Annotated in this window: 20 protein-coding genes; all 20 read left to right on the forward strand. The window is 68.8% G+C overall.

The window, feature by feature from the left end; genetic code table 11:
- Positions 1-55 precede the first annotated feature (55 nt).
- The 20 genes from GNX71_RS04030 to GNX71_RS04125 are packed head-to-tail and all read left to right on the forward strand — an operon-like array spanning position 56 to position 20377.
- Positions 56-790 (forward strand): SDR family oxidoreductase, encoded by a 735-nt coding sequence (locus GNX71_RS04030; RefSeq protein WP_206177130.1) that lies wholly within the window; start codon positions 56-58, stop codon positions 788-790.
- Positions 787-1533 (forward strand): SDR family NAD(P)-dependent oxidoreductase, encoded by a 747-nt coding sequence (locus GNX71_RS04035; RefSeq protein ID WP_206177131.1) that lies wholly within the window; start codon positions 787-789, stop codon positions 1531-1533. Before GNX71_RS04030 ends, GNX71_RS04035 begins: the two co-directional genes overlap by 4 nt.
- Positions 1534-1558: 25 nt before the next feature.
- Positions 1559-2407 carry a fumarylacetoacetate hydrolase family protein gene (locus tag GNX71_RS04040; RefSeq protein ID WP_206177132.1) on the forward strand — a complete coding sequence of 283 codons (849 nt, stop codon included), beginning with the start codon at positions 1559-1561 and terminating at the stop codon, positions 2405-2407.
- A 21-nt stretch (positions 2408-2428) separates the two neighbouring features.
- Positions 2429-3259, forward strand: coding sequence for an AraC family transcriptional regulator (locus GNX71_RS04045; RefSeq protein WP_206177133.1), 831 nt, complete (start codon positions 2429-2431; stop codon positions 3257-3259).
- 53 nt (positions 3260-3312) lie between these two features.
- Positions 3313-4095 (forward strand): GntR family transcriptional regulator, encoded by a 783-nt coding sequence (locus GNX71_RS04050; RefSeq protein WP_206177134.1) that lies wholly within the window; start codon positions 3313-3315, stop codon positions 4093-4095.
- Positions 4096-4119: 24 nt separating this feature from the next.
- Entirely contained in the window at positions 4120-5325 is a 1206-nt protein-coding gene (locus tag GNX71_RS04055; protein WP_206177135.1) for an ABC transporter substrate-binding protein, read from the forward strand.
- A 13-nt stretch (positions 5326-5338) separates the two neighbouring features.
- Entirely contained in the window at positions 5339-6211 is an 873-nt protein-coding gene (locus tag GNX71_RS04060; protein WP_206177136.1) for a branched-chain amino acid ABC transporter permease, read from the forward strand.
- Positions 6208-7188, forward strand: coding sequence for a branched-chain amino acid ABC transporter permease (locus GNX71_RS04065; protein ID WP_206177137.1), 981 nt, complete (start codon positions 6208-6210; stop codon positions 7186-7188). The genes GNX71_RS04060 and GNX71_RS04065 overlap by 4 nt, the downstream gene beginning before the upstream one ends.
- Positions 7181-7942, forward strand: coding sequence for an ABC transporter ATP-binding protein (locus GNX71_RS04070; RefSeq protein ID WP_206177138.1), 762 nt, complete (start codon positions 7181-7183; stop codon positions 7940-7942). The genes GNX71_RS04065 and GNX71_RS04070 overlap by 8 nt, the downstream gene beginning before the upstream one ends.
- Positions 7939-8649, forward strand: a complete 711-nt coding sequence (locus tag GNX71_RS04075; RefSeq protein WP_206177139.1) for an ABC transporter ATP-binding protein — start codon at positions 7939-7941, stop codon at positions 8647-8649. Before GNX71_RS04070 ends, GNX71_RS04075 begins: the two co-directional genes overlap by 4 nt.
- A gap of 39 nt (positions 8650-8688) precedes the next feature.
- Positions 8689-9645: a tripartite tricarboxylate transporter substrate binding protein gene (locus GNX71_RS04080; protein ID WP_042580266.1), complete on the forward strand. Its 957-nt coding sequence runs from the start codon at positions 8689-8691 to the stop codon at positions 9643-9645.
- Positions 9642-10928 carry a 3-isopropylmalate dehydratase large subunit gene (locus tag GNX71_RS04085; RefSeq protein WP_206177140.1) on the forward strand — a complete coding sequence of 429 codons (1287 nt, stop codon included), beginning with the start codon at positions 9642-9644 and terminating at the stop codon, positions 10926-10928. Before GNX71_RS04080 ends, GNX71_RS04085 begins: the two co-directional genes overlap by 4 nt.
- Complete coding sequence (locus GNX71_RS04090) at positions 10925-11437, forward strand: 3-isopropylmalate dehydratase (RefSeq protein ID WP_206177141.1); 513 nt, start codon at positions 10925-10927, stop codon at positions 11435-11437. Before GNX71_RS04085 ends, GNX71_RS04090 begins: the two co-directional genes overlap by 4 nt.
- Positions 11427-12758 carry an MmgE/PrpD family protein gene (locus GNX71_RS04095; RefSeq protein WP_206177142.1) on the forward strand — a complete coding sequence of 444 codons (1332 nt, stop codon included), beginning with the start codon at positions 11427-11429 and terminating at the stop codon, positions 12756-12758. The genes GNX71_RS04090 and GNX71_RS04095 overlap by 11 nt, the downstream gene beginning before the upstream one ends.
- 31 nt (positions 12759-12789) lie before the next feature.
- On the forward strand, positions 12790-13758 hold the full coding sequence (locus GNX71_RS04100) for a tripartite tricarboxylate transporter substrate binding protein (RefSeq protein ID WP_206177143.1): 969 nt from the start codon (positions 12790-12792) through the stop codon (positions 13756-13758).
- A 2-nt stretch (positions 13759-13760) separates the two neighbouring features.
- Positions 13761-15446, forward strand: coding sequence for a hydantoinase B/oxoprolinase family protein (locus GNX71_RS04105; RefSeq protein ID WP_206177144.1), 1686 nt, complete (start codon positions 13761-13763; stop codon positions 15444-15446).
- Positions 15443-17497, forward strand: coding sequence for a hydantoinase/oxoprolinase family protein (locus GNX71_RS04110; protein WP_206177145.1), 2055 nt, complete (start codon positions 15443-15445; stop codon positions 17495-17497). The genes GNX71_RS04105 and GNX71_RS04110 overlap by 4 nt, the downstream gene beginning before the upstream one ends.
- Complete coding sequence (locus GNX71_RS04115; RefSeq protein WP_206177146.1) at positions 17494-18108, forward strand: isochorismatase family cysteine hydrolase; 615 nt, start codon at positions 17494-17496, stop codon at positions 18106-18108. The genes GNX71_RS04110 and GNX71_RS04115 overlap by 4 nt, the downstream gene beginning before the upstream one ends.
- Positions 18105-19517, forward strand: coding sequence for an FAD-dependent oxidoreductase (locus tag GNX71_RS04120; RefSeq protein WP_206177147.1), 1413 nt, complete (start codon positions 18105-18107; stop codon positions 19515-19517). The genes GNX71_RS04115 and GNX71_RS04120 overlap by 4 nt, the downstream gene beginning before the upstream one ends.
- A complete protein-coding gene (locus tag GNX71_RS04125) occupies positions 19514-20377 on the forward strand; it encodes an isocitrate lyase/phosphoenolpyruvate mutase family protein (protein WP_206177148.1) in 864 nt (287 codons plus the stop codon). The genes GNX71_RS04120 and GNX71_RS04125 overlap by 4 nt, the downstream gene beginning before the upstream one ends.
- Positions 20378-20386: the final 9 nt, after the last annotated feature.

Here is a 20386-nt window from a genome sequence, read left to right on the forward strand (position 1 = left end):
AATACGATGCGTTGCCCGTGTCACCCATCGGGCCAAACCCGAATCGGAGACATCCATGAGACTGAAGGGAAAGACCGCGCTCGTCACCGCAGCCGGCCAGGGCATCGGCCACGCGAGCGTGCTGGCGCTCGCCGCGGAGGGCGCCCAGGTCTGGGCCACCGACGTCAACGAGAAGCTGCTGGAGCGCTATGCGGGCGTCGCGAACGTCACGGCCGTGAAGCTCGACGTGCTCGACAAGGCCGCCATCGGCGCGCTGTTCGCCAAGCTCCCTACGCTCGACGTGCTCTTCAACTGCGCGGGCGTGGTGCACAACGGCACCATCGAGCAGGCGAGCGACGACGACCTGGCCTTCGCCTTCTCGCTCAACGTGCGCGCGCAGATGTGGACCATCCAGGCCGTGCTGCCCGGCATGCTGAAGGCCGGGCGCGGCAGCATCATCAACATGGCGAGCGTGTGCTCCAGCATGAAGGGCCTGCCCAACCGTTTTGTCTACGGCACCACCAAGGCGGCAGTGCTCGGCCTCACCAAGAGCGTGGCGGCCGACTACGTGACCAAGGGCATCCGCTGCAATGCGGTGTGCCCGGGCACGGTCGATACGCCGTCACTGGGCGACCGCATCAACGCCAACGCCGATCCTGAGGAAGCCCGCAAGGCCTTCATCGCGCGCCAGCCGATGGGCCGGCTCGCACAGGCGGAAGAAATCGCGCCCGTGGTCGTGTTCCTGGCGAGCGACGAATCGATCTTCGCCACCGGCCAGTTCTTCACCGTCGACGGCGGCATCACGATATGAACCAGCTCGACTTCACCGGCCGGCATGCGGTCATCACCGGCGGAGCCACGGGCCTGGGGTTCGGCATCGCGCAGCGGCTGGTGGCTTCGGGCGGCAGCGTCACGCTGTGGGACCGCGACGAGGCGGCTGCGAACCAGGCCGCGCAATCGCTCGGCGACAAGGCCTTCGCACTGAAGGTCGATGTGTCGCAGCAGCCTTCGGTCGCCAAGGCCGTGGCGGCCACGCTGGCGCATTCGCCGCGCATCGATGCGCTGGTCAACAGCGCCGGCATCACCGGCCCCAACGTCAAGCTGTGGGACTACCCGGTGGATGACTGGCGCCAGGTGATGGAGGTCAACATCAATGGCGTGTTCCTGTGCTGCCGTGAAGTGGTCGGGCAGATGCGCAAGCAAGGCTACGGGCGCATCGTCAACATCGCCTCGGTCGCCGGCAAGGAAGGCAATCCCAATGCCAGCGCCTACAGCGCGAGCAAGGCAGCGGTGATCGGCATCACCAAGTCGCTCGGCAAGGAACTGGCCGACACCGGCATTCGCGTGAACTGCGTGACGCCCGCGGCGGTGAAGACCGCGATCTTCGACCAGATGACGCCCGAGCACATCGCCTTCATGTTGTCGAAAATACCCATGGGCCGATTCGGCACGGTGGAAGAGGTGGCCGCGATGGTCGGCTGGCTCTGCACCGAAGATTGTTCGTTCTCCACCGGCGCGGTCTTCGACCTCTCCGGTGGCCGCTCCACTTATTGATCATTCAATGCACTGAAAGGAAAGCATGAAACTCGTCCGCTATGGCAACCCCGGCAAGGAGAAGCCCGGCCTCATCGACGCAGACGGCAAGCTGCGCGACCTGAGCGCCATCGTCAAGGACATCGGTCCCGACCAGCTCGGCGATGCCGCCATCGCCAAGCTGCGCAAGATCAAGCTCGACAAGCTGCCGCTGGTCAAGGGCAAGCCGCGTCTGGGCAGCCCCGTGGCCAACGTCGGCAAGTTCATCGCCATCGGCCTGAACTACGCGGACCACGCGGCCGAATCGGGCCTGCCGGTGCCCAAGGAACCCGTGGTCTTCATGAAGGCCACGAGCTGCATCCAGGGCCCGAACGACCCGGTGATGCTGCCCAAGGGTTCGGTCAAGACCGACTGGGAAGTCGAACTCGGCGTGGTCATCGGCACGCAGGCGCGCTACGTTTCGCAGAAGAGCGCGCTCGACTACGTGGCCGGCTACTGCACCATCAACGACGTGAGCGAACGCGAATACCAGATCGAGCGCGGCGGCACCTGGGACAAGGGCAAGGGTTGCGACACCTTCGGCCCGCTCGGCCCCTGGCTCGTGACGCGCGATGAAATCGAGAACCCGCAAAAGCTCTCGATGTGGCTCGACCTGAACGGCCAGCGCGTGCAGACCGGCAGCACCAAGACCATGATCTTCACGGTCGCCAAGATCGTGAGCTACGTGAGTCAGTTCATGACGCTGATGCCCGGCGATGTGATCACCACCGGCACGCCCCCCGGTGTCGGCATGGGCATGAAGCCGCCGCTGTACCTGAAGAAGGGCGATGTCATGACGCTGGGCATCGAAGGCCTCGGCGAGCAACGCCAGGAAGTGATTCCCTTCAAGCTCTGATCCTCTGCGATCATCCGGCGGATGAAAGCGCCGCCGGACCATCGATCGCAGGTGTTCGGCACGCCCTGGGAGGGCGTGCACGGCACCGCGATCGAGAGTGCCCGCCACTACGGCCGGCACTGGCATTCCACCTACGGCTTGGGCTTGCTGGAGCACGGCGCGCAGCGCTCGGCCAGCGGGCGCGGCAAGGTCGATGCGTATGCCGGCGACCTGATCGCCACCAACCCCGGTGAAGTGCACGACGGCATGCCGCTCGGCGGGCCGTCGCGTCGTTGGCGCATGGTGTATTTCGATGCCGGGGTGATGGCCGCGATGAATGGCGATGCCGGCACCGATGTGGCGTTGACGCGTCCTGTCATCCAGGATGCAAGGCTAGGCGACACGCTGCGCCGCCTGTTCACCCGTCTCGACGATTGGCGTGTTGCCGCATCCGATGCGCGCCGTGTCGAATCGCTCGCCTGCGAAGAATCGCTGGCCGAAGTCTGCGGCCTGCTGCGCGACAACCATTCCACCGCCGCACCTTCGCGCGAAGCTGCTGCCGACGTGAAGCAGGTGCGCGACCGCCTCGCCGACGAACTGCTCGCCCCGCCCACGCTCGCCGAGCTCGCGGCGATGACGGGCCTGAGCACCTACCAGGTGCTGCGCCGCTTCGAGAAGACCTACGGCGTGCCGCCGCACGCATGGCTCGTGCTGCAGCGCAGCGAACGCGCGCGCCACCTGATCCGCCACGGCGCCGACCTCGCAGAGGCCGCGGCCGCGAGCGGCTTCTCCGACCAGAGCCACATGACGCGCATCTTCACGCGCCAGTTCGGCTTCACCCCCGGCGCCTGGCAGCGCGGTCTTCGGTTTTAAATGTCCCATTGACAGAACATTGAAACTGCAAAAACATCAAAGGCATGTCGCAAATGCCTTTGCCGAAGTACCACCAGATCTACCTGGTCCTGCGTGAGCAGTTGCACGAGGGGCGTTTCGCGGAAGGCCTGCCCGGCGAACTCGCGCTCATGGCGCAGTTCGGCGTGGCGCGCGTCACGGTGCGCCGCGCGCTCGAACAGCTCTCGTCCGAAGGGCTGATCGCACGCAACCCCGGCCGCCGCACGCGCGCATTGCCGCCACCGGCCGCCGGTGAACAGCCGGGCACGAAGAACCTGGAGCGCGCCAACCTGCGCGGCCTGCTCGAGAACCTCGTCACCATGGGCCTGCACACCTCGGTGAAGGTGATCGAGGTCGCGACCATCACCGCCTCCACCCAGGTGGCCGAGGCGCTGCAGCTGCAGCTGGGCGACGCGGTGCAGAAGGCAGTGCGCGTGCGCTCCACCAAGGAAGGCCCGCTCTCGCACATCACCACCTACGTGCCCGACACCATCGCGCGCCGCTTCGGCCGCCGCGAGCTCTCGAAGAAACCGATCCTCGTGCTGCTCGAAGAGTCGGGTGTCAAGGTGGGGCGCGCGCACCAGACCATCTCCGCACGCCTGGCCGACAACGTGCTTGCGCAGCACCTCGACGTCTCGGTCGGCTCGGCCCTGCTCGCGGTGCGCCGCCTCATCTACGACGAAGACGAGCGGCCCGTGCAGTGGCTGCACGGCCTCTATCGCCCCGACCGCTACACCTACGAAATGCAGCTCTCCCGCGTGGGCAGCATCGACGCGAAGGTGTGGGTCAGCAAAGACGTGTCAGCCCAGTTCAACTGAAGAGAAGAAAAGGAAAGCCCCACCATGCAGAACCGCCGCAGTTTCGTGTCGCAGTCCGCCGCCCTGGCGACCGCCGTTGCCTTCCCGCTCGTGGCAGGCGCGCAGCCCAAGACCGTCAAGGTCGGCGTGCTGCATCCGGTCACCGGTGCGCTGGCCTATTCGGGCCAGCAGTGCCGCCTCGGTGCGCTGATGGCCATCGAGGACATCAACGCAGCCGGCGGCATCAAGTCGCTCGGCGGCGCGAAGCTGGAGGCCCTGCTCGGCGATGCGCAATCGCAGCCGCAGGCGGGCGCCGCGGAGGTGGAGAAGATGAACGAGGCCGGCGTCTCCGCCATCGTGGGCGCCTACGCCTCGGCGATCTGTCTCGCGACCACGCAGGCTGCGGCCAAGTACAACCTGCCGCACGTGGTCGATGTGGGCGTGGCCGACCAGATCGTGGAGCGCGGCCTGAAGAACACCTTCCGCTTCGGCCCCGGCTACAAGAAGTCGACCGAGGTGGCCATGGCCAACCTGCTGGTGCTCAACAAGGCCGCGGGCAACCCGGCCAAGACGGTGATGATCATCCACGAGGAGTCGCTCTTCGGCGCCGGCACCGCGCAGCTGCTCTCGCGCGAGTTGCCGGGCTACGGCTTCGAGGTGAAGGAGGTGGTCAAGCACGCCAACCCCACGCGCGACTTCAACAACATCGTGCTGCGCATGAAGTCGATCAACCCCGACATCGTGATCCCGGCCAACTACTACAACGAATACGCACTGCTGGTGCGCACCATGCAGCAGCAGAAGGTGGTGCCCAAGGCGATCTTCTCGGTGCTGGGCGGCGCGGCGTCGAGCTACAAGTTCGTGAAGGAGTTTCCGGACGCGGCCAACGGCATCATCGACTGCAACCACTGGTTCAACCCGAAGGACAAGCGCGCGCAGGACCTGCGCAAGCGCGTGGAGGCCAAGGGCCAGTTCTTCAGCTACGAGGTCTTCATGACCTACGCCTCGATGTGGCTGCTGGCCGATGCGCTGGAGCGCGCCAAGTCCACCGAGCGCGCGGCCATCGTCGACGCGCTGGAGAAGAGCACCTTCTCGAACCACTTCATGCCCTACGGCCCGACGAAGTTCGTCAACGGCCAGAACGAGGGCGCACAGCCGCTCATGACGCAGGTGGTGAAGAACGACATCAAGGTCATCATCCCACGCGACTACCGCGAAGTGGACCCGGTGTTCCCGCTGCGCGCGGCCTGAAGCGGAAGGCGGGATGTTCGATTTCGGCATTCTTTTCCCGTCGGTCCTGAACGGGCTGACGACGGGCGCGGTGTACGCACTGATCGCGCTGGGGCTCACGCTGATCTACGGCGTCCTGCACATCATCAACTTCGCGCACGGCGCCAGCCTGATGCTGGCGCTGTATGCGGTGTATTTCCTGAAAGAGAAGCTGGGGATCGATCCGTACCTCGCGCTGCCCATCGTCGTGCTGGGCATGTTCGCGCTCGGCTATGCGCTGCAACGTGTGGTCATCAACCGCGCGGGCCATGGCAAGGACGAGAACATCCTGCTCGCCACGCTGGGCATCGCGATCGTCATGGAGAACCTCGCGCTGCTGTTCTTCAAGTCCGACACGCGCAACATCGACACCGCCTATTCGCTCAGCACCGTCGCCATCGGCCCCGCGATGATCGCGGTGCCCAAGCTGGTCGCCTTCGCGGGTGCGCTGGTCGTCTCGGGCATCCTGTTCTGGATCATGGGCCGCACGGACCTCGGCCGCGCCATCCGCGCGGTTGCGAAAGAGAAAGAGGGCGCCAAGCTCATGGGCATCGACGTGGACCATGTCTACGCGATGAGCTTCGGCATCGGCCTTGCGTGCCTGGGTGCCGCCGCGTGCTTCCTGCTGCCGGCGTACTACGTCAACCCGCAGGTGGGCGGCGGCTTCGTGCTGGTGGCCTTCACCATCGTCGTGCTCGGCGGCATGGGCAGCTTCGTGGGCGCGCTGATCGGCGGCTTCCTCGTCGGCATCGTCGAATCGCTCGGTGGTCTCTACCTTGGTGAATCGCTCGGGCAGATCGGCATCTTCGCGATCTTCATCGGCGTGGTGCTCTTCAGGCCGCAGGGCATGTTCGGGGCCAAGGCATGAACGCGGGCATGAAGCAACTTGCAGGCATCGCGCTCTTCGCGGTGTTGGTGGCGTGCGTGCCCTTCGTCACCAAGTCGGGCGTCACGCTCAATTTCGTGATGATGGCGCTCTACGCCACGCTCATCGCGCAGGCCTGGAACATCCTGGGCGGCTTCGGCGGGCAGTTCTCGTTCGGGCATGCGCTGTTCTTCGGCACCGGTGCGTACATCCAGGCGATCGCGCAGCTGCAGGGCGGCATCAACGCCTGGGTCGCGCTGCCGCTGGCCATCGTCGGCGCCGCGCTCGTCGGGCTCTTCATGGGTGCGCTCACCTTCCGCTACGGCCTCAAGGGCTCGTACTTCGCGCTCGTCACGCTGGCCTTCGCCGAGGTGTTCCGCATCCTCGCGCTGTCGGTCGATTTCACGGGCGGCGGCGTCGGGCTCATGGTGCCGCTGCGCGAATCGGTGGCCAACCTGCAGTTCTCTTCGCGTGCGGGCTACCTGTGGGTGGTGCTCGCGATGGTCGTCGCGGCGCTGCTCGTCACCTGGTGGCTGCGCAACGGGCGCTTCGGCGCCTACCTGCAGGCGGTGCGCGACAACGAGGACGCGGCGCGCGCCGTCGGCGTCAATCCGTTCCGTGTGAAGCTAGGGGCCATCGGCCTGTCGGCGGCGTTCATGGGCGCGGCGGGCGCCTTCTATGTGCAGGTGTTCCAGTACATCGACGCGGGCATCGCGTACGGCCCGGCCGTGTCGATCGAGGCGCTGGTCGCGGCCATCGTCGGCGGCATGGGAACGATGTGGGGTCCGGTGCTCGGCGCGGTCGTGCTGCATGTGCTGTCGGATCTCACGCGCAACCTCTTCGGCGAACTGCCGGGCATCAACATGGTGATCTACGGCACGGTGCTGGTGCTCATCGTCATCTTCGTGCCGCGCGGCATCGCGGGCATCGGGCTGTCGGTGCGGCAGCTGTGGAAGTCGAAGGGAGGCCGCCATGACTGACGCCCTGCTGGCCATCGACGGCCTCTCGCGCTCCTTCGGCGGTCTGAAGGCCGTGCAGAACGTGAGCCTCTCGGTGCGCGAGGGCAGCCTGAGCGCGCTGATCGGCCCGAACGGCGCGGGCAAGACCACGCTGTTCGCGCTGATGTCGGGTTTTCTGAAGCCCGACACCGGCACCGTGCGCTTCGCGGGCGAGGACATCACCGGCCGCGAGCCGCATCGCAACGCCGCGCTCGGCATGACCCGCACCTTCCAGATCGTGAAGCCCTTCGCGGCGCAGACCGTGCGCGAGAACATCGCCGTCGGCGCGCACTTGCATGTGCGCGGCCGTGCCGAGGCGCTGCAGAACGCCGAAGCCGTCGCGCTGCGCGTGGGCCTCGCGCCGCAGCTCGACAAGCCTGCGTCCGACCTCACCGTGGCCGGCCGCAAGCGCCTCGAACTGGCCCGCGCGCTCGCCACGAAGCCGCGCCTGCTGCTGCTCGACGAAGTGCTCGCCGGCCTCAACCCGCAGGAGATCGCCGAGATGATGCCGGTGGTGCGCGGCATCGCCGACAGCGGCGTCACCGTGCTGATGATCGAGCATGTCATGCAGGCCGTGATGCACCTCGCCGAACATGTGTGGGTGCTCGCGCAGGGCCAGCTGATCGCCGAGGGCAGCCCGGCGCAGGTGACCTCCGACGACAAGGTCGTCGAAGCCTATCTGGGCCACGGCACCGCGGCGCGGCTGCGCAAGGCCGCATCGGGGGCCGAAGCATGAGCGCGTTGCTGGAAATCCAAGGCCTGCGCGGCGGCTACGGCCGCGTCGAGGTGCTGCGCGGCGTCGACCTGCAGGTGAACGCGGGCGAGATGGTCGCGCTGCTCGGCAGCAACGGTGCGGGCAAGTCCACGCTCAACAAGATGGTCTGCGGCCTTTGCCCCGCCTGGGGCGGCACGGTGCGCTTCGACGGCAAGGACCTGAGCGGCGCGCATTACCGCGACGTGGTCAAGGCGGGCCTCATCCAGGTGCCTGAAGGCCGCAAGGTGTTTCCCAACCTGAGCGTGCTGGAGAACCTGGAGCTCGGCTCCTTCACCCGTGCCCGCGAGCGGCGCGCGGCCAACGTCGAGAAGATGTTCCACATCTTCCCGCGGCTGCGCGAGCGCATGGCGCAGCACGCCGGCACGATGAGCGGCGGCGAGCAGCAGATGCTCGCCATCGCGCGTGGCCTCATGGCCGAGCCGGTGCTGCTGATCCTGGACGAGCCCTCGCTCGGCCTCTCGCCCTTGCTGGTCGAAGAGATGTTCTCGCTGATCCGCGAGCTGCGCGACGGCGGCCTCGCGGTGATGCTGGTCGAGCAGAACGTGGGCCAGTCGCTGGAGATCGCCGACCGCGCCTACGTGCTGGAGAACGGCAGCGTGCGCTTCTCGGGCCTGCCGGGCGAACTGCTCGGCAGCGACGAACTGCGGCGCGCCTACCTGGGGCTCTGACCCCCGCGAACACCCCACGATTTCCCCGGAGAACAACACATGAAAAGACGCGACATCCTCCTCTCGTCGCTGGCCGCGGCATGGGCCGGCGGCGCCTTCGCACAGATCGGCAATGCGCCGGTGCGCATCCTCGTCGGCGCGCCCGCGGGCGGCTCGACCGACACGCTCGCGCGCTCGCTCGCCGTGAGCATGGGCCCGGCGCTCGGCCGCACGGTCATCGTCGAGAACCGGCCCGGCGCCGGCGGCAACATCGCCGCCGATGCGGTCGCCAAGGCCGCGCCCGATGGCAACACGCTCCTGATGAGCTTCACCAGCCACGCGATCAACGCCACGCTCTACCCGACGCTGCCCTTCGACCCGGTGAAGGACTTCACCGCGCTCACCTGCGTGGCGACGTCGCCGTCGATCCTGGTCGCGCACCCGTCGCTGCCCGCGAAGGACGTGCGCGAGCTCATCGCGCTCGCCAAGGCCAAGCCGGGGCAACTGAACTTCGCGATCGGCGCGGTGGGCTCCTCGTTGCACATGGCCGGCGAGGCCTTCAAGATGCAGTCGGGCGTGGACATCGTGAACATCCCCTACAAGGGCACCTCGCCCGCCGTGCAGGACGTGCTCGCGGGCCAGGTACAGCTGATGTTCGCGGCCGTGGGCAACGTCAAGGCGCACATCCAGGCCGGCAAGCTCAAGGCGTTGGGCGTGACCACGGCCAAGCGGCTGCCGGCCTTTCCGAACGTGCCGGCGATTGCCGAGGCGTTGCCCGGCTACGAATCCAGCGCATGGTTCGGCCTCTTCGGCCCTGCGCACATGCCCGCGGACCGTGTGAAGCAGATCGGCGATGCCGCGCGCCATGCACTGCAGCAGGCCGACATGCGCCAGCGCCTGGACACCGAGGGCGCGATCCCGGTCGGCAACTCGACCGAGCAGTTCTCCGCGTTCGTGCAGAGCGAGATCACGCGCTGGGCCAAGGTCGTCAAGTTCTCGGGAGCCAAGCCGGAATGACACCGATGGCTCCAACCCGCGCGCCGGCCCAGACGCTGGCGCAGAAGCTCATCGCACGCGCGAGCGGACGCGAGCGGGTGTCGGTGGGCGAGATCGTGACCTGCGGCGTCGACATGGCGATGTTCCACGACTCCTCGGGCCCGCGGCGCCTGAAGCCCATGCTCGAGGAACTCGGCGCGCAGATCTGGGACCGCTCGCGCGTGGTGCTGGTCATGGACCACTACGTGCCCGAGCGCGATGACGACTCGCGCCGCATCGTGCGCATCGCGCGCGACTGGGCGCGTGATCAGCAACTGCCGCATGTGTACGACAGCCAGGGCATCTGCCACGTCGTGGTGCCGCAGCACGGCCATATTCGCCCCGGCATGCTGTGCGTGGGTGGCGATTCGCACTCGCCCACGGGCGGCGCGTTCGGCGCCTACATGTTCGGCATCGGCAGCACCGAGATGCTGGGCGTGATGGTCACCGGCGAGATTTGGCTGCGCGTGCCCGAGACCATCCGCATGTGGTGGGACGGCGCACTGCCCGCAGGCGTGACCGCCAAGGACATGATGCTGCACATGATCGGCCGCTTCGGCATGAACGGCGGGCGCTACCAGGCGGTCGAGTTCGCGGGGCCCGCGGTCACCGCGCTGTCGATGCAGGAGCGCATGACGCTCTCGAACATGAGCGCCGAGCTGGGTGCGCAGGCCGGGCTGATCGCACCCGATGCGACCACGGCCGAGTTCCTGGCCGGCGCGGGCGCACCACCCGTGGACATGGCGCCGTGGTTTACCGACGAAGACGCCGCGCTCATCGACCATCGCTTCGATGCCTCCACGCTCGAACCGTATGTCGCCGCGCCGCACAGCCCGGCCAACGCGCACGGCGTGAGCCGGTACGTGGGCACGCACGTCGACGTGGCCTACATCGGTGCCTGCACGGGCGCCAAGCTCGACGACCTGCGCGCCGCCGCGCAGGTGCTGCGCGGCCACAAGGTGGCGAGCGGCATTCGCCTCATCGTGGCGCCCGCGAGCATTCGCGACCAGGAACAGGCACGCGAAGAGGGCGTGCTGCAGGTGCTGATGGACGCGGGGGCCGAGCTCTTTCCCACCGCGTGCGGCGCCTGCTCCGGCTATGGCGACCCGATGGGCGACGACGTCACTGTCATCTCGACCACCGCGCGCAACTTCAAGGGGCGCATGGGCTCGCCGACCGCGCAGGTCTATCTGGGCTCGCCCTACACGGTGGCGGCGGCTGCATTGCGCGGCTGCGTGACCGATCCGCGCGAGGTGCTCGCATGAACACCCAGACCCTGCATCGTGTCTGGCGCCTGGGCGCCGATGTCGACACCGACGCGCTGGCACCTGGCCACGCGATGAAGCACGGCATCGACATCATCGCGAAGCACTGTCTCGAAGCCGTGCGTCCCGAGTTCGCAGGCGAAGTGCAGCCGGGCGACGTGATCGTGGCCGGACCCAACTTCGGCATCGGCTCCTCGCGCGAGCAGGCCGCGGCCGTGCTCGTGCAGCTCGGTGTGGCGGCGGTGATCGCGCCGTCGTACAGCGGCTTGTACTTCCGCAATGCCTTCAACGTCGGCCTGCTGTTGTTGACCTGTGCCGAAGCTGAGTCGCTGGGCGATGGAGAACGCATCGCGTTGGACACCCGCACCCCCGCCCTGCGCAATGCCGAAGGACGCACGCTTGCCTGCGAACCCGTGCCGGGTTTCCTCATGGACATGGTCGATGCCGGCGGGCTGCTGCGCCTCCTGCGCCAGCGCATGGCCGCGAAGAAAGAAGCCGATGCCCGCTGAAACCGACCCACAACGCGCGGTGCTGCAGGCCGTGGTGGCGCTGCACGCGGCGCAGCCTGCGACGGCCGGCGCCGCGTTGCAGGCACGGCGCCTGCTGGTCGACACGGTCGGCTGCGCGCTCGCGGGCCGGCATGCGGACGAGGTGCGGCGGCTCGAAGCGGCGCTCGGCGCCTGCGAGCCCGGCGATTTCGCTTTCCCCAGCGGCGCAGCGATGGGTGTGCAGGCCGCCGCGCAGGTGCTGGCCATGGCCGCGACCTGGGACGAGGCCTGCGAAGGCCACGCGCTCGCGCACGGCCGCCCCGGCGTGCCGCTGGTGGCGGCGCTGCTGCCGCTGGCGCTGCGGCGCGATGCGAGCCTCGGCGAGTTCGTCGATGCCTTCGTGCTCGGCTACGAGGTCGGCGCGCGCTGCGGCGCCTGGCTGCGCATCCGGCCCGGCATGCATGTCGATGCGAACTGGCCCGCGCTCGGCGTGGCGGCGGGTGTCGCGCACCTGCTCGGTCTGGCGCCGGCGGGCATCGTGCAGGCCATCGACATCGCGGCCTGCCAATTGGCGACCAGCCTGTACCTCCCGGTGCGCGAGGGCCGCACCGCGCGCAACACCTACCTCGGCCACAGCGCATCGCTGGGCCTGCAGGCGGCCTTCGCCAGCGCGGCCGGCATCGACGCGCCTGAAGGCGCGCTGGCCCAATACGCGCAAACCCATTCGGCCGCGACCGCGCAGCCGTTGCCCGATGCGGCATCGCCGCTGTTGCAGGACGCCTACATCAAGCCCTTCGCGGCCGTGCGCCATGTGCACTACGGCGCCACCGCCGCACGCGAGATCCGCGAGCAGCTGGCCGGCGACACCGCCGGCATCGAAGCCATCGTGCTCACCGTGTACGAGGAAGCCATCGTCTACTGCGGCAACCGCGCGCCGCGCACGCCGATCCAGGCGCAGTTCAGCCTGTCGTTCGGCGTTGCGGCGATGCTGCGCTTCGGCGATGTCGATCCCTCGGTCTATGCCGCACCGCGCTTCGACGACGCCGAGCTGCGGCGGCTCGAAGCGCTGGTCGTGCTCGAAACCGATGCGGACCTGACGGCGCGCAAGCAGCGCGGCGCCACGCTGACCGTGACGCGTGCCGGCGGCACGCTGCAGCACACCGTGGGCACCGTCGCGGGCGATGCGGCCCAACCGCTCGATCGCGCGGCGCTCGCCGCCAAGTTCACGCACTACGCCGCGCACAGCGTTGCGGCCCCGAACGCCGCGCGCTTCTGCGACACCGCACTCGATGCGCCCGCCGACACCGCCCTGCGCGCGCTGTGGCAAGTGCTCGCGGCCTGACCCACTTCTCACTCTCACATCCCACCCCATCATGAAACTCCTGCGCTATCTCGCGAGCTCGCTCCTGGTCTGTCTGCCGCTGGTTGCCGCCGCGCAGGCCAGCGACTTTCCGAACAAGGCGATCCGCCTCGTCGTGCCGTTCCCGCCGGGCGGCGCCACCGATGCGGCGGCGCGCCTGGTCGCGGTGAAGATGAGCGAGCACTGGGGCCAGCCCGTGCTGGTCGACAACCGCGCGGGCGCGGGCGGCAACGTGGGCTCCGACCTCGTCGCCAAGTCGCCGGCCGATGGCTACACGCTGGTGATGGGCGTAACCGGCTCGCACGCCATCAACACCTCGCTCTACAGCAAGATGCCTTATGACCCGGTGGCCGACTTCGTCGCCATCAGCCAGGTGGCCGTGGTGCCCAACGTGCTGGTGGTGCATCCGTCAGTGCCGGCGAAGAACCTGGCCGAGCTCGTGGCGCTCGCGAAGAAGGAGCCCGGCAAGCTCAACTACGCGTCGCTCGGCAACGGCACGGCAGCGCACCTGGGCATGGAGATGCTCAAGTCCGATGCCGGCGTCGACATCACGCACGTGCCCTACAAGGGCAGCGCGCCGGCCGTGTCCGACCTGCTCGCGGGGCAGGTGCAGATGATGGTGGACGGGCTGCCCTCGGCGCTGCCGCACGTCAAGGCCGGCAAGCTGCGTGCCATTGCGCTCACCAGCCTGCGCCGTTCGCCGTCGCTGCCCGATCTGCCGACCATCGCGGAAACCTATCCGGGCTTCTACGCCGACGCGTGGTCGGGCCTGTTCGCGCCCAAGGGCACGCCGCAGCCGGTGGTGGACAAGCTCTCGGCCGAGGTGCAGCGCATCCTGAAGCTGCCCGACGTGCGCGAGAAGCTCGCGGCACTCGGCGCGGAGCCGGTGGGCTCCACGCAGGCCGAATTCACAGCGCACGTCAAACGTGAGATCGACAAATGGGCCAAGGTCGTCAAGGCCAGTGGCGCGAAAGTGGACTGAACATGAACAACACACTCGACCCCGTCACGCTCGCCGTGCTGCGCGGCCGCCTCGAACAGGTGGCCGACGAGATGGACGCGACGCTCTACCGCAGCGCGTTCAATCCCATCATTGCCGAGGCGCACGACGCCTGCCACGGCCTGTACGACGCGGTGAGCGGCGACACGCTGGTGCAGGGCAAGTCGGGCCTGCCGGTGTTCGTCGGCGCCATGGCCTTCGCAGTGCGTGCGACCGCCAAGGCGGCCGAGCCGCGCGGCGGCATGAAGGACGGCGACATCTGGATCAGCAACGACGCCTACGACGGCGGCACGCACGCCAACGACTTCAAGCTGGTCAAGCCCTTCTTTCGGAGCGGCAAGCTCTACTGCTACATGGCCTCGGCCGCGCACTGGCACGACGTGGGCGGCGCGGTGCCCGGCAACTACAACCCGGCCGCCACCGAGTGCTGGCAGGAGGCGGTGCAGATTCCGCCCGTGCGCATCGTGCGCGACGGCGTGCTCGATGCCGACGTGCTCGCCATCCTGCAGGCCAACACGCGCCTGCCCGACAGCCTGTGGGGCGACCTGAACGGCCAGCTCGCGGCGCTGGAGCTCGGCGAAAAGCGCCTGAACGGCCTGCTCGACGAGTACGGCGACGACCTGGTGCTGAACGCGCTCGGCGAATTGCGCAGCCGCGCGCTGCGCCTGATGCGCTCGCACATCGCCTCGCTGCCCGACGGCCGCTACAGCTTCGAGGACGTGCTGGACAACGACGGCATCACGAACGAGCCGCTGACCATCGCGCTGGACATGACGGTGGCCGGCGACCGGCTGCTGCTCGACTTCTCGCGCACCTCGCCGCAATGCGCGGGGCCGGTGAACATCTCGCGCGCCACCGCGGTGGCCGCGTGCTACGTCGCGCTCAAGCACCTGTTCCCCGATGTGCCCGCCAACGCCGGCGTGCTCGACGCGGTGGACTTCAACATCCCCGACAAGCTGGTGATCAGCTGCGAGCGTCCACGCCCGGTCGGCGGCTACACCGAGACCATCCTGCGCATGATCGACGTGATCTTCAGCGCCGCGGCACAGGCCGACTCGACACGCGCCGTGGCGCAGGCCTACGGCACGATCAACGCGCTGTCGATCGCGGGCCATCGCAGCGACAAGGGCCGCGAAGGCCAGCGCTGGGTGATGTTCAGTTTCTTCGGCGGCGGGCATGGCGGTCATTCGGGCGGCGACGGGCTCTCGCACGGCAACGCGCCGATCTCGACCGCGACGATTCCGCCGCTCGAGATCCTCGAAGCCGCCTATCCGGTGCGCTTCACCGAATGGTCGCTGCGCGCCGATTCAGGCGGCGACGGAAAGCACCGGGGCGGGCTCGGCGCCGTGTATGAGATCGAACTGCTGGAGAAAGACGCCGAAGTGTTCGTCTTCGGCGAACGCGGCACCTCGCCGCCCAAGGGCATCGCGGGCGGCGGCGAAGGCGCGGTCAACAAATTCAGCTACGAGAACGAAGGCACGTGGCACACGCCGCCCATGGTCTCGAAGATGCGCGGCATCCAGCTCGCGCGCGGCGAACGCGTGCGGCTTGAAACGCCCGGCGGCGGCGGTTGGGGCCATGCCGCCGAGCGGCCCGCGCCGCAGCGCGCGGCCGACAGCGCGATGGGCTATGTGACGAACGGCAGCAGCGACAAGAAAGCGTCCGAATGACTTCCTCCGGTAAATCCCTTGTCGTCGGCGTCGATGTCGGCGGCACCTTCACCGACCTCTTCGTGCTCGACGAAGCGAATGGCACGGCGCGCATCGTCAAGGTGCCCTCCACGCGCGGCGAGGAAGCGCGCGGCTTCATGAATGGCGTGGCGCGCGTGGCCGATTCGGCCGCCGACATTTCCACCATCGTGCACGGCACCACGGTCGGCACCAATGCGCTGCTCGAACGCAAGGTGGCGCGCACCGGCATCATCACCACGCGCGGTTTCCGCGACGTGCTGGAAATGCGCCGCCGCGATCGCCCCGAGACCTGGGGCCTGCGCGGCAGCTTCACGCCCGTGGTGCCGCGCGACCTGCGCCGCGAAGTGGACGAGCGCGTGCTCGCCGACGGCACGCTGCACACCGCGGTCGATCTGGAACAGGTGCGCGCCGAGGCGCGCTCGCTGCTCGAAGCAGGCTGCGAGGCCGTGTGCGTGTTCTTCATCAACACCTACGCGAACCCCGAGAACGAGCGCCTGGCCGTCGCGGCGGTGCGCGAGCTCTGGCCCAACCCGCACGTCACCTCGGCGAGCGAAGTGCTGCCCGAGATCCGCGAATTCGAGCGCTGCTCGACCGCCACGCTCAACGCCGCATTGCAGCCGGTGGTGGGCAGCTACCTCGGTCGGCTCGAATCCGACCTGCGCGGGCAGGGCTTTGCGGGCGAACTGCTGGTGGTGCAGAGCAACGGCGGCGTGATGTCGCGCCAGACCGCGAGCGACCTTCCGGTGCGCACGGCGCTGTCGGGCCCGGCGGCTGGCGTGATCGCCTGCGCGGCGATTGCGCGTGCGACGGGCTTTCCGAATGCGATCACCGGCGACATGGGCGGCACCTCGTTCGATGTGTCGCTGGTGGCGAACGGCGAGGCCGCATTGGCCGCGCAGACCGCCATCGAGTTCGGCATGGTGATCCGTTCGCCGATGATCCAGATCGAGACCATCGGCGCCGGCGGCGGCTCCATCGCGTCCGTGGATGCGAGCGGCATGCTGCAGGTCGGCCCCGAGTCGGCCGGCAGCGTGCCCGGGCCGGCTTGCTACGGGCGCGGCAACATGCGGCCGACGGTGACGGATGCGAACGTGCTGTTGGGGCGGATCGCGGCGGACCGTCCGTTGGGCGGCGGCCTGCTTGCGGCGCTCGATGCGGAGAAGTCGCGCCAGGCCATCGAGGAACACGTGGCGCGCCCGCTGGGCCTCGATGTGCACGCCGCGGCCGAGGCGATTCTCACGGTGGCCAATGCGCGCATGGCGGGCGCGATCCGCCTCGTGTCCATCGAGCGCGGCCACGACCCGCGCCGCTTCGCCTACATGCCTTTCGGGGGCGGTGGCGCGCTGCATGTGTGCGCCATGATGCGCGAGGTGGGCGTCGCCACGGGCATCGTGCCTCGCTACCCCGGCGTGACCTCGGCCCTGGGCTGCGTGATCGCCGACATGCGCCACGACGCGGTGCAGACGCTCAACAAGCCGCTGACCGAACTCGACGTGGGTGACGTGCAGCGCCGCATCGACGAACTGGCCGCGAGCTGCCAGCAGCGCCTCGATTCCTCCGGCGTGCGCTTCGACGAAGTGCGCGAGGTGATCGCGCTCGACATGCTCTATGCAGGCCAGACGCACACGCTGCCCGTGGTGCTCGCCGATGCGGGCAAGGCGCCGCTCACGGCCGCATCGATCCGCGCCGCGTTCGAAGCGAGCTACACGGCCGCGTTCGGCCGCGTGCTCGAAGGCATTCCGATCCGCGTGATGAACCTGCGCTACGCGCGCATCGGCGTGCGGCCCAAGTTCGACCTGAAGGTGCTCGCGCCCGAAGGGGAGGGCAGCACCGCGCCGCTGGGCACGCAGCGCGTGTTCCACCACGGCCAGTGGCACGAGGCCGTGCGCTATGCGCGGCTCGAGCTGCCGGTGGCCGCGCGCATCGAAGGGCCTGCGATCCTGGAGCAGGCCGACACCACCGTGTGGCTCGAGCCCGGCTTCCATGCCGAGGTCGATGCGCACGGCAACCTGTTGGTGAGGCTGTCATGAGCGAAGCGACGAAGCCGCTCGCCGCGAAGACGGCGCTGGTCATCATCGACCTGCAGAACGACTTTCTCGATGCGAAGGGTGCCTACGCGCGCGGCGGCGACACCAACCCGCCGGCGTTGCTGCTGCCGGCGCGCGTGGCCGGGGTGGCGCGTGCGCTCAAGGCGGCGGGCGGCCTGGTGGTCGCGAGCCAGTTCACGCTGTGGCCCGACGCGGGCGGCGAGCCGATGGTGTCGCCGCATCTCAAGGCGCTGCGCCCGTACCTGAAGAAGGGTGACTTCGCGCCGGGCAGTTGGGGGCAGGCGAACGTCGATGCGCTCACCGGGCTGGTCGACGTGACAGTCAGCAAAGTCGCGTACTCGGCCTTCTTCAACACGCAGCTCGACTGGGTGCTGCGCCGCGCGGGCATCGACACCGTGGCGGTCTGCGGCATCGTCACCAACGGCGGCGTCGCGAGCACGGTGCGCGATGCACACATGCGCGACTACCGCACGCTGGTGCTCGCCGATGGCTGCGCGGCCTTCGGCGAAGAGCGCCACCAGACCTCGCTGGCCGACATGCGCAACGTGGCCGAGGTGACGGACTGCGCGGCCTTCACCGCATCGCTCGCATGACTGGAAGCCCTTCGCGCCTCATCCGCCGCGCGACACAGGTCGAAGCCGACGTGCATGTGCCGGTCGCCATCGTCGGCGGCGGCGCCTGCGGGCTCACGGCCGCGCTGATGCTGTCCGATGCGGGCGTGGCGTGCGTGGTGCTGGAGCGCGATGCGCTGCCGAGCGGATCGACCGCGCTGTCATCGGGATTCATTCCCGCGCCCGGCACCCGCACGCAGCACGCGCATGGCGTGCGCGACGACAGCGCCGAGCGCTTCGCCACAGACATCCAGGCCAAGGCCCACGGGCGCGCGTCGCCTGCGCTGGTCGAGGCCTATGCAGAGTCCATCGGGCCGGCGCTCGATGCGCTGCAGGAACGGCATGGCCTGCAGTGGATGCTGCTCGACGGCTTTCTCTATCCGGGGCACAGCGTGCATCGCATGCACGCGCTGCCGCAGAAGACGGGTGCGTCGCTGATGGCCGCGTTGCAGTCGGCCGTTGAGGCCGCGGGCATTCCCGTGCTGACGCAGGCGCTGGTCGATACGCTGATGCTTGATGCAGAAGACCGCGTGATCGGCATTGACTACGCCCGACCTGGCGGCAGCCGCGAGACGCTGGCTTGCGACGCATTGCTGCTGGCCTGCAACGGCTTCGGCGGCAATGCGCAGATGGTCCGCGCGCTGCTGCCCGAGATGGCGGAAGCGATCTTTGGCGGCCATACCGGCAACGACGGCAGCGCGATCCTCTGGGGCGAATCGCTGGGCGCGCGGCTGCGCGATCTCGGCGGCTACCAGGGCCACGGCTCATGGGTCACGCCGCAAGGGGCGTTGATGTCGTGGGCCGTGATGATGGAAGGCGGCGTACAGATCAACTGCGAGGGCCGGCGCTTCCATGACGAGACGCAGGGCTACTCGGAAGCGGCGGTGCATGTGCTCGCGCAGCCGGGCGGTATCGCGTGGAATGTGTTCGATGCGCCGCTGCTCGCGCTGGCGCGTGGCTTCCCGGACTTCTGCGATGCGGAAGCGGCGGGCGCCCTGCGTCGCTGCGAGTCCGTCGCCGCGCTCGCGGACTGCATCGGCTGCGAGCCCACGGTGCTGCAAGGCACGCTGGACGCCATGCGCGACGGCTCGCCGCCCGATGGCCGCATGTTCACACGCGCACTCGACGCCCCGTACTTCGCGGTGAAGGTGACGGGCGCGCTCTTCCACACCCAAGGCGGCCTCGACACCGCACCCGACATGCGCGTGCTGCGCCACGACGGCACGCCTTTCGCCAACCTGCTCGCCGCCGGTGGCGCGGCGGGCGGCGTGTCGGGCGATGCGGTGTGGGGCTATCTCTCCGGCAACGGCCTGCTGAGCGCGGTGGCCGGCGGCTACATCGCGGCGCGCACGGCTGCCGCATTGATCCATTCGACGAAAGCGTCCAGATGACGAACCCTTCCTTCAAGACCCGGCTCGCGCGCAACGACATCGTGCTTGCGCCCGGCGTGTATGACGCGCTCAGCGCTTTGGTGGCCGAGCAGGCCGGCTTCGAGGCGCTGTACCTCTCGGGCGCCTCCATCGCCTACACGCGGCTGGGCCGCTCCGACGTCGGCCTCACCACCTTCACCGAGGTGGCCGACACGCTCGCGCGCATCACCGAGCGGGTGAGCCTGCCGGTGATCGTCGATGCCGACACCGGCTTCGGCAATGCGCTCAACACGCAGCGCACCGTGCGCGGCTTCGAGCGCGCGGGCGCGGCGATGGTGCAGATCGAGGACCAGACCTTTCCCAAGCGCTGCGGCCACCTCGACGGCAAGGCCGTGGTGCCCGAGCGCGAGATGGTCGGCAAACTGAAGGCCGCGCTGGACGCGCGCGCATCGAGCGACACGCTGATCCTCGCGCGCACCGATGCGGTGGCGGTCGAAGGGCTCGAGGCCGCGCTCGACCGCGCCGAGGCGTACCTCGCCTGCGGCGTGGACGCGCTCTTCATCGAGGCGCTGCGCTCGCCCGAGCAGATGGATGCGGCCTGCCAGCGCTTCGGCGACCGCGTGCCGCTCCTGGCCAACATGGTCGAAGGCGGCAAGACGCCGATCCAGGATGCGGACGCGCTGCAGAAGCACGGCTTTCGCATCGCGATCTTCCCGGGCGGCACCGCGCGCGCGGTGGCGCACACGCTGCAGGGCTACTACGGGAGCCTGCACAAGCACCGCACCACGCAGCCGTGGCGGCCGCAGATGCTGGACTTCGATGCACTCAACGAGGTGATCGGCACGCCCGAGCTGATGCGCACCGGGCAGAAGTACGACTGAGGGCGCGCC

This window comes from Variovorax sp. RKNM96 (genome assembly GCF_017161115.1).
In the GTDB taxonomy this organism is placed as follows: domain Bacteria; phylum Pseudomonadota; class Gammaproteobacteria; order Burkholderiales; family Burkholderiaceae_C; genus Variovorax.